Source organism: Cerasibacillus sp. (assembly GCF_036516575.1).
In the GTDB taxonomy this organism is placed as follows: domain Bacteria; phylum Bacillota; class Bacilli; order Bacillales; family Amphibacillaceae; genus Cerasibacillus.
In genome coordinates this window covers 1-10,102 of the sequence record NZ_DATBTY010000050.1, presented here as the reverse complement: position 1 = coordinate 10,102, position 10,102 = coordinate 1, and the positions used below count along the sequence as shown (strand labels likewise).

The window sequence follows — 10,102 nt, the reverse complement described above, 5'->3', positions numbered from 1 at the left end:
GACCAACGGCCATCCCGATTAAAGCAAATAATTTTATATCTCCCCCTCCAATAGAATTTGTAAACAAATCGATTAGAAACGAAACGCCACCAAGTACAAGGAATCCTAAAATATAAACCAAAAGATGACTCGTGTTAAATAGGACATGATAAACCAAAAAATACAACATCCCAGGAAAATTGAGCCAGTTGTATATTAAACGTTCTTTAAGATCAGTATACGTGGCTATCCCTAAAATTATGATAAGTGGTACATAAACAAAAGCAGAATACATAAATATCACTCCAAAGTTTTAAATTCCATGATATTATAGCATATTTAGAATAGTTAAATATATATATTTGCAAAATAAGCATTTATATTTATGAAGGGAGGAGGAAGGTTTTTATGAAGAACATCTATAATTTAGCTTACGAAGTGAAGATTCAAGAAGATGGAAGTTCTATTTCAATAACGAAAGTTAATGAACAATTTATACAAGCTAAAGACATGGAAGTTATTCAGGTGAAAAACATTCAGTCAAATAAAATTCCACGTATATTACCTATAAAAGTAGACTTTAATCAAAATATTACTGTTCATTATCGTATCGATTCACTAAGACCGTTAGATAAATTCTTTCAAAATATAAATGCTACAGCAATTGATTACGCTCAACTTTTTTTATCTATTACGAAAGCACTTGAAGAGAGTAAAATATATACACTTAATCAAAATAATTTTATTTTACATCCTAATTTTATTTATGTTGGTCAGCATGCCGGTGATGTTTATCTAACATATGTCCCTATAAAAAGTTTACAAAAAAATGTAAGCACAATGGAAGAGTTAAAACAATTGTTAGTGCAAATAGCAGGACAGATGAAAGGGTTGCAAGGTGAAGAACATAATCGACTAATGACGTTCATTAATAGTGAGATGTTTAATCTCCAAGGATTAAAGGAAGTTTTACTAGAACTAACTTATTTAAATCCCAATAATAATCAAATAAGTAAAGAAAATGTTAGAAAACAGATTAAAAACAAGGAATCATCTAAAAACGGAGAACCAATAAAAAAGCTGAAGAATAAACTAAAGACTAATATAGAACAGCAAAAAAATAACAACAATCAGAAAGTAGAATCCAAAAATCAACTGCCACCGTTAACTACAAAATCAAAAATTTATATGTTTGGTACTGCATTGATAGCTATTATAATTATTTGGTTGTTTTATAGCATGCAACCTAAGCAAGACATGCTATTGGTAAGTGGCGTTGCAACTCTATTAATTATGGCTATGGTCTTTATTTTCCTAAAAGTATGGCGCCCGGGTGTAAAACGAATTGAAACAGAGCCAATTGAAGAGGAACTCAATCAACAGAATCAGCAAGCACCACAAGCTAAACAACAGTCAGCACAAGGGATACCAAACGAATCTAGGAAGCAACTCGAATGGAATACGATGGCACAAGGCAATCAACAAAATCATCATGTTACAGCACAACCGATACAACACGAACCATTACCACCACAACAACACCACGACTTCCAACAACACGATCATCAGGTGGTTCCAGACACGATACCATCACAACATCAAGAAAGGCAACAACCCGTTCATCCGATTGGACAAGAGTCAATCCAACAGAACCAATTACAAAATGTTTCTGAATCATTGTCGCAAAATCCAAGTGAAACAATCAATCAGCATGCAACTCCAATTCAAACACAACGAGAAATCGTTCAGCCGCTACCAAGTCAAGTAACGAACGTTGCACAGAAAGAAGCGGTCAAACAAGCTACTTCTCAAGCGCAAATGTCTCCAGCAATTGCGGCTACTAGTATGGATACCGCTTTATTGGATGATGAGTCAGATGATACCGTCTTACTGGACGAATCAGTTTATGCTGAAGAAGAGATACGACCGATATTAATACGTGAAACAGAAGACGGCACTGTCAGCGAAATTATAGTAGATTCAGATCAATTTATGATTGGAAGAAATAGTGATTTAGCCAATTATTTAGAGGATACGATTGGTGTATCAAGAAAGCACGCTGAAATCGTAAAAATCGACGAAGACACATATGGTATAAAGGATTTAGACTCAAAAAATGGAACTCGTGTAAATGGAAAGGCACTCGTCCCATTGAAAGTTTATGAATTAAACGAAGATGATCAATTCAGAATAGGTAAGGTAGACTACACGTTTAAATGGGAAACGAAAGAATAATACGACTAAAAAGCGGTAAATCCATTGGAAATTACCGCTTTTTTATTTGATAACAGACTAAAATGATAGGCACCAAATTAATGCTATATCCTTGATGATCTCCTCATGTTATCGATAATAACTGTCGCATTTTCGCTGAGGCTTTTTTGCAGAGCGAGTATTCTATGTCGCTTAAAATATGCTTTGTTTATCAAAAAACCTGAATTTCATCCTAAAAGTTTATTTTAAGTCTGTCAAAAGAAATACAAATTGAAAATGTATTTAGGTATAAAGAATCATTTTTCTGAAAAATGAAACCAAATCAGGCTAAAAATGGTATGTGTATTATATGGATAATTTGAATTATTCCAATTAAACTTATGGCTATTAGACTAGCTAGTACGAGCAAGGCTATCGATATGGAACGTTATTAGATTAAATGCATTTATCACAAAAGAGTGAAAAGCCAAAGCGAAGCCATTGTGTAGGAAGGTTTAATGTAATCTTCTCTGATAAAACATTAACAATAACTAAGAGGTGAAAAATCATGAGAAAGCTAACATTAATTTTAACAGCATTATTAGCGAGTATGTTTTTGATGTCCGCATGTAGTGAGGATGATAGCCAATCGGAAACTGTAGGTAAAAAGATAGACAATGATAATAAATCGGAAGAAACAAATGAGGTCGATGGTGAAATTCCAGTTTATCAAATCGGTGAAACAGCCATTATTACAAGTGATTTATATGGATTTGATTATGAAGTAACGGTAACAGATTTTTTATTTAACAAAGGAAGTGGATGGAGTCAGTATTGAAGAGTTTAATGTAGGAACAAATGGCACTGAGAGATTTGCAGTAGTAGACGTAACTATAAGAAATATCAGTGATGAGTCGTATGTTCCTAATGAAATGTTCTCTGCAAACTTTGCTGGGAAGCATGATTTAGGTGGAATCGTATCCGAGGATGAATTTTTCGAAGTTGGCGATAAAGAATTAGCTCCAGGTGAAGAATTAGAAGGACATTTAGTATATGTCATCCTTCTAGATGATTCGGAAACATTTACATTAAAATATGAATTTATGTCAGCTGAAGAAACTCATTTTATCCTTCCAAATCCAGAAAAATAATCTTTTGATGTTACCAAAAAGGGGGACTTCAACATGAAACGAATATTAATCATATTACTAACCGCAATACTGTTAATTGTAACCGCTTGTGGAGACGGTGACGGTGCAGAAAATACATCTGAGAATAGTGATGAAGCGAATGACACTACATTAGAGAAAACAAAAGGTGACGATCAAGAAGCAACTGATGGAGAAATTCTAGTTTATCAGATTGGAGAAACAGCCGTTATTACAAGTGATTTATATGGTTTTGACTATGAAGTAACGGTAACAGATTTTAATCTAACAAGAGAAGTGGATGACGTTAAACTCGAAGACTATTGGAACGTGGGGGACAGTGGTCTTGAGAGATTTGCAGTAGTAGACGTAACTATAAGAAATATTAGTGATGAGTCGTATGTTCCTAATGAAATGTTTTCTGCAAACTTCGCTAGAGAAAATGATAGGGGAGGGGTGACATCCGAGGATGAATTTTTCGAAGTTGGCGATAAAGAATTAGCCCCTGGTGAAGAATTAGAAGGACATTTAGTATATGTCATCCTTCTAGATGATTCGGAAACATTTACATTAAAATATGAATTTATGTCAGCTGAAGAAACCCATTTTATCCTTCCGAATCCAGAGAAATAATCTTTTGATGTTACCAAAAAGGAGGACTTCAACATGAAACGAATATTAATCATATTACTAACCGCAATACTGTTAATTTTAACCGCTTGTGGAGACGGTGACGGCGCAGAAAATACATCTGAGAATAGTGATGAAGCGAATGACACTACATTAGAAAAAACAAAAGGTGACGATCAAGAAGCAACTGATGGAGAAATTCCAGTTTATCAGATTGGAGAAACAGCCGTTATTACAAGTGATTTATACGAATTTGATTATGAAGTAACGGTAACAGATTTTAATTTAACAAAAGAAGTGGATGACGTTAAGATAGAAGATTATATAATTAGTGGACATGGAGATGAGCGTTTTGCAGTAGTAGATGTAACTATAAGAAATATTAGTGATGAGTCGTATGTTCCTAATGAAATGTTTTCAGCAAACCTTGCATCAGAAGGCGACAGAGGGGGGATAACATCCGATGATGATTTTTTCGAAGTTGGCGATAAAGAATTAGCCCCTGGTGAAGAATTAGAAGGACATTTAGTATATGTCATCCTTCTAGATGATTCGGAAACATTTACATTAAAATATGAATTTATGTCAGCTGAAGAAACTCATTTTATCCTTCCGAATCCAGAGAAATAATCTTTTGATGTTACCAAAGAGGAGGGTTTCTTCATGAAACGAATATTAGTCATATTACTAACCTCATTACTATTAATTTTAACCGCTTGCGGTGGCAATGATAGTACTGAAAATACATCTGCGAATAATGAAAAAGACAATCAAAATACAACAGAAGAAAACAATAATAACAATAAAGAAGAATCTGATGGTGAAATTCCAGTTTATCAGATTGGAGAAACAGCGATAATTTATAGTGAGGATTTTGATTTAGATTATGAGGTAACAGTCAATAGCTTTGAAATTGCAAAGGAAGTAAATGGAGTTGGTATTGAAGAGCTAGTAACTAATGTAGAAGAAGATGATGAAGGGGGCTTTCTTGCTATTGAGGTGACGTATACAAACATAAGTGATGAAGCTTATACACCTAACGAAAGATTTTTATCATATTTTGGATATGGAGGTGGTGGGGAATCTTTGACAGATTATGATGATATGTTTTTTCCAGAGTTAGAGGAAGAATTGGCTCCAGGAGAAGAAATAACAGGTAAATTAGTGTATTTATCTGCTGCAGCTATCGAAGATTACTTTACGTTAACTTACGAACCAATGCAGGACGGAGAAACCTGGTTCCACCTACCAAATCCGAATTTAAACTAATACAAGAGGTGTATAACATGAAAAAAATAACTCTAATTTTAACAGCATTACTTATTAGTACATTTATGCTAGTCGCATGTAGTGAGGATAAAGATGAAACAAAAGAATCAGATAACAATGTAGTTAATGAGGAAAACAATGATGGAAAAGACAATGAGAAAGTTGAAAAAGGCGATGACTCAAAAAACAATGACGATGATTCAGGTAAAAGCACATCAGAAATAACAACAGAAGACCAATTAGATTTAACTCTTGGAGATACAGGTAAGTTTGATACAACACTTGGAACATATGAAGTCACACTTACCTCGGCGAAGTTACTGGGTTCAGAATATGAAGGAATTAAATCACAGCTCGATGGTTTTATTCTATTTGACATAAAAGTTAAAAACACAAGTAATGTAGATCTAGAAATAGATGATATATTGGTTTCATTAGAGGTTACTGATAATCCAGATGGGTCAGGCTTTGGGGATGCTTCTGCTGCTTTTGATAGTGTAGAAGGATTAACCGGAACATTAAAACCTGATGAAGAACTTTCTGGGCAATTTATAACGGAAGTTTATGATGCAGATAAATATTATTTTAGAACATTGTCTGGAATCGTAGAAGGAGGAGGGAGTAACCAGGTCATCTGGACTATCCTAGCAGATGAAGCAAAGTAGTGAATGAAGTTAATATTATTTAAGATGAAGAAATAACAGGTGAATTAGTCTATTTAGTTGCTACAGCTATCGAAGACTACTTTAATCTACGAACCAATGCAGGACGGAGAAACCTGGTTCGACCTTCCGAATCTAAACTAATACAAAGCCCTTAATGGCCGAAACGTGAGTAATACATTTTATATCGAAAAAGAAGTTCATACATCATATTAATATAAACAAAAACAAGAGGTGTATAACATGAAAAGACTAACTCTAATTTTAACGGCATTACTTATCAGTACATTTATGCTAGTCGCATGTAGTGATGATAAAGATGAAGCAAAGGAATCAGATAACAATGTAGTTAATGAAGAAAACAATGATGGAAAAGACAATGAAGACGCTGAAAAAGACGATGACTCAAAAGATAATGATGATTTAGGTAAAAGCACATCAGAAATCACAACAGAGGACCAATTAGATTTAAAACTTGGAGATACAGGTAAGTTTGATACAACACTTGGAACTTATGAAATGACTGTTGAGAGCGCTGAATTATTAGAAGAATTAGATGGAGTAGAGTCAGAATTCGATTATTTAATCTTAATTAATTTATCTATTAAGAATACAAGTGATCACGATTTAGATGTAGAAGATTTAATGTATTCTATGGAGGTCACAAAAGAGATTGAGAAGTCGGGGTTTGGAGATCAAGCGCATAATTTTGAAAGTGTTAAAGAATTAACTGGGATTATTAAACCAGGTGAAGAGATCTCTGGACAGTTTATTACACATATGTTTGAATCCGATGAATATTATTTCAGGAAAATGGAAGGAAATGTAGCTGGAGGTAGTAGTAACCAAGTCATCTGGACCATACCAGCAGATGAAGCAAAAAGCGATTGACATGTTAGGCAGTACAAAAGCCATTAATAGAAGAGTTGAAGGAAATACCTTTTATATAGAAAAAGATGTTCATACATCATATTAAAATAAACAGAAACAAGAGGTGTATAACATGAAAAGGTTAACTCTAATTTTAGCAGTATTACTTATCAGTACATTTATGCTAGTTGCATGTAGTGATGGTAAAAATGAAACAAAAGAGCAGGATAACAATGTAGTTAATGAGGAAAACAATGATGGAAAAACCAATGATGATGTTGAAAAAGACGATGACTCAAAAGACAATGATGGCGATTCAGGTAAAAGCACATCAGAAATCACAACAGAAGACCAATTAGATTTAAAACTAGGAGATACAGGTAAGTTTGATACAACGCTTGGAACTTATGAAATGACCGTGGAGAGCGCTGAATTGTTAGAAGAATTGGATGGAGAAGAGTCACAGTTTGATTATTTAATATTAATTAATTTATCTATTAAGAATACAAGTGACCACGATTTAGATGCGGAAGACTTAATGTACTCTATGGAAGCTACTCATGATACAGAAGGGTCTGGATATTCTGATCAATCCCACAACTTCAAAAGTGTCGAAGGATTATCAGGAATTATTAAACCAGGTGAGGAGATAACCGGACAGTTTATTACACATATTTATGAAGCAGATGAATATTACTTTAGAGAAGATACAGGAAACGTAGCAGCGGGTTGGAGTAACCAAATCATCTGGACCATCCCGGCAGATGAAGCAAAGTAGTGAAGGAAGTTAATATTATTTAAATAGAATCTTTCTATTCTCACAATCAAATGTGCTAAGAATTTTATTAAAAAATAGGAGATCTTCGAATGAAACGAATCTTAATCATTTTAATAACTGGAATACTATTAATTGTAACCGCTTGCGGTGGCAATAATAGTACTGAAAATACAACTGCGAATAATGAAAAAGAGAATGAAGATACAACAGAAGAAAACAATGATAACAATAAAGAAGAGCCTAATGGAGAAATTCCAGTTTATCAAATTGGAGAAACAACGGTAATCAAGAATGATAAGTTTGATTTTGAATATGAAGTTACAGTTAATAATTTTGAAATATCAAAGGAGATTAACGGGGTTAAAGAAGAGGAGTTGGTAGCCAATGCAGATCCTGAAGATGATGGTGGATTTTTAGCAGTTGAAGTAACATATAAGAATATTAGCGATGAAGCATATGTGCCAAATGAAAGATTTTATCCTGTTTTTCAACCTGGTGATGGTGGCGGTGGCGAATTAACTGACTACGACGATATGTTCTTTCCAGAGCTAGAGGAAGAATTGGCTCCAGGAGAAGAAATAACAGGTAAATTAGTGTATTTATCTGCTGCAGCTATCGAAGATTACTTTACTTTAACTTACGAACCAATGCAGGACGGAGAAACCTGGTTCCACCTACCAAATCCGAATCTAAACTAATACAAAGCCCTTAATGGCCCAAACGTGGGAATACATTTTATATCGAAAGAGAAGTTCATACATCATATTAAAATAACTAAAACGAATACAAGAGGTGTATAACATGAAAAGACTAACTCTAATTTTAACAGCATTACTTGTCAGTACATTTATTCTTGCTGGATGTAGTGATGATAAAGATGAAACAAAAGAATCAGATAACAATGTAGTTAATGAGGAAAACAATGATGGAAAAGACAACGATTCAGATAAAGGTTCATCAGAAATCACCACCGAAGACCAATTAGATTTAAAACTTGGAGATACAGGTAAGTTTGATACAACTCTTGGAACTTATGAAATGACTGTGGAAAGCGCTGAATTATTAGAAGAATTAGATGGAGTAGAGTCAGAATTTGATTATTTAATCTTAATTAATTTATCTATTAAGAATACAAGTGACCATGATTTAGATGTGGAAGACTTAATGTACTCTATGGAGGTTACAGATAATATTAAAGGATCGGGACATCCTGATCAGGCTCACAACTTTGAAAGTGTAAAAGAATTAACAGGAATTATCAAACCAGGTGAGGAAATCTCTGGGCAGTTTATTACACATGCTTATGAATCCGATGAATATTATTTTAGGGAAATGGAAGGGAATGTAGCAGGCGGTGTAAGTAATCAAGTGATTTGGACAATCTCAGCAGATGAAGCAAAGTAATAATTTTATTACAATCATTAATGATTAATGGAGGTTTTCAAATGAAGCGGATCTTAATCATTTTAATAACCGGACTACTATTAATTTTAACTGCTTGCGGGAACAATAATACCACTGAAAATACAACTGCGGACAATAAGAAAGAAAATGAAAATACAACAGAAGAAAATAATGATAACAATAAAGAAGAGTCTGATGGGGAAATTCCGGTTTATCAGATTGGAGAAACAGCTGTAATAAAGAATGATAAGTTTGATTTAGAATATGAAGTTACGGTCAATAGTTTTGAGATTACTAAAGAAGTAGATGGAGTGCCATTAGAAGAACTGTTAGAGGGTGCTTATGATGAAAGCGGATTTTTAGTTGCAGAAGTAACATATAAGAATATTAGTGATGAAGCTTATGTACCAAATGAAAGATTTTTGGCATATTTTACATATGGTGATGGTGGAGGAGGGGAGCTGACGGAGTATGATGATATGTTTTTTAACGAGCTTGAAAAAGAGCTTGCTCCGGGAGAAGAAATAACAGGAAAGCTAGTCTATGTTTCTGCGAGTCCTGATCATGATTATTATAGATTAACGTATGAGCCAATGCAGGACAATGAGACCTGGTTCCAACTGCTAAATCCAAATCTAAAATAATACAGAACCTTAATGGATGTGGGAAATACATTTTATATCGAAAAAGAAGTTCATACATCATATTAAAATAAACAGAAACAAGAGGTGTATAACATGAAAAAGCTAACTTTAATTTTAACAGCATTACTTGTCAGTACATTTATTCTTGCTGGATGTAGTGATGATAAAGATGAAGTAAAGGAATCAGATAACAATGTAGTTAATGAAGAAAATAATGATGGAAAAGACAACGAGGATGCTGAAAAAGATGATGACTCAAAAGACAATAATGGTGATTCAGGTAAAAGAACCTCAGAAATCAAAACAGAAGATCAATTAGATTTAGAAATAGGGGATACAGGAAAATTTGATACGACTTTGGGAACATATGAATTGACTGTAACATCAGCAAAGATTATAGAATCTGAACTAGATGGAAATGAACCTTATGATTATGGGTTTATTTTGTTGGATATTAAAATAAAAAATACAAGTGAGCAGGATTTAAAAGCTGATGATATCATGTCTTCTATTGAAATTACAGAT

13 protein-coding genes and 1 pseudogene are annotated in these 10,102 nt (G+C 33.7%); 13 read left to right on the top strand and 1 reads right to left on the bottom strand.

The genetic code is table 11. The annotated features are described in order from the left end of the window. On the bottom strand, window positions 1–274 hold a 274-nt coding region (locus tag VIG73_RS15730), incomplete at its 3' end, for a prepilin peptidase (RefSeq protein WP_414648391.1). 113 nt (window positions 275–387) lie between these two features. Here VIG73_RS15730 and VIG73_RS09005 point away from each other — a divergent pair. The 13 genes and pseudogenes from VIG73_RS09005 to VIG73_RS08945 form a co-directional block, all read left to right on the top strand. Next, entirely contained in the window at window positions 388–2,214 is a 1,827-nt protein-coding gene (locus VIG73_RS09005; protein ID WP_331641138.1) for a DUF6382 domain-containing protein, read from the top strand. Window positions 2,215–2,740: 526 nt separating this feature from the next. After that, entirely contained in the window at window positions 2,741–3,010 is a 270-nt protein-coding gene (locus VIG73_RS09000) for a hypothetical protein (RefSeq protein WP_331641137.1), read from the top strand. Next, window positions 2,991–3,323, top strand: coding sequence for a DUF4352 domain-containing protein (locus tag VIG73_RS08995; protein ID WP_331641136.1), 333 nt, complete (start codon window positions 2,991–2,993; stop codon window positions 3,321–3,323). The genes VIG73_RS09000 and VIG73_RS08995 overlap by 20 nt, the downstream gene beginning before the upstream one ends. Window positions 3,324–3,356: 33 nt before the next feature. Beyond that, the gene (locus tag VIG73_RS08990; RefSeq protein WP_331641135.1) at window positions 3,357–3,953 is read left to right on the top strand and encodes a DUF4352 domain-containing protein; all 597 of its coding nucleotides are present in this window, start codon (window positions 3,357–3,359) and stop codon (window positions 3,951–3,953) included. Between the two features lie 33 nt (window positions 3,954–3,986). Then, window positions 3,987–4,580 carry a DUF4352 domain-containing protein gene (locus tag VIG73_RS08985; RefSeq protein ID WP_331641134.1) on the top strand — a complete coding sequence of 198 codons (594 nt, stop codon included), beginning with the start codon at window positions 3,987–3,989 and terminating at the stop codon, window positions 4,578–4,580. A 33-nt stretch (window positions 4,581–4,613) separates the two neighbouring features. Beyond that, the gene (locus VIG73_RS08980; RefSeq protein WP_331641133.1) at window positions 4,614–5,219 is read left to right on the top strand and encodes a DUF4352 domain-containing protein; all 606 of its coding nucleotides are present in this window, start codon (window positions 4,614–4,616) and stop codon (window positions 5,217–5,219) included. Between the two features lie 17 nt (window positions 5,220–5,236). Further along, window positions 5,237–5,884 carry a hypothetical protein gene (locus tag VIG73_RS08975; protein ID WP_331641132.1) on the top strand — a complete coding sequence of 216 codons (648 nt, stop codon included), beginning with the start codon at window positions 5,237–5,239 and terminating at the stop codon, window positions 5,882–5,884. Between the two features lie 240 nt (window positions 5,885–6,124). After that, window positions 6,125–6,772, top strand: a complete 648-nt coding sequence (locus tag VIG73_RS08970; RefSeq protein ID WP_331641131.1) for a hypothetical protein — start codon at window positions 6,125–6,127, stop codon at window positions 6,770–6,772. A 112-nt stretch (window positions 6,773–6,884) separates the two neighbouring features. Then, window positions 6,885–7,529, top strand: a complete 645-nt coding sequence (locus VIG73_RS08965; RefSeq protein ID WP_331641130.1) for a hypothetical protein — start codon at window positions 6,885–6,887, stop codon at window positions 7,527–7,529. A gap of 89 nt (window positions 7,530–7,618) precedes the next feature. After that, on the top strand, window positions 7,619–8,227 hold the full coding sequence (locus tag VIG73_RS08960) for a DUF4352 domain-containing protein (protein ID WP_331641129.1): 609 nt from the start codon (window positions 7,619–7,621) through the stop codon (window positions 8,225–8,227). Between the two features lie 103 nt (window positions 8,228–8,330). After that, window positions 8,331–8,933 carry a hypothetical protein gene (locus tag VIG73_RS08955; RefSeq protein ID WP_331641128.1) on the top strand — a complete coding sequence of 201 codons (603 nt, stop codon included), beginning with the start codon at window positions 8,331–8,333 and terminating at the stop codon, window positions 8,931–8,933. A 41-nt stretch (window positions 8,934–8,974) separates the two neighbouring features. After that, complete coding sequence (locus VIG73_RS08950; RefSeq protein ID WP_331641127.1) at window positions 8,975–9,577, top strand: DUF4352 domain-containing protein; 603 nt, start codon at window positions 8,975–8,977, stop codon at window positions 9,575–9,577. 93 nt (window positions 9,578–9,670) lie between these two features. Further along, a pseudogene (locus tag VIG73_RS08945) lies at window positions 9,671–10,102 on the top strand (hypothetical protein); the annotation flags it as partial.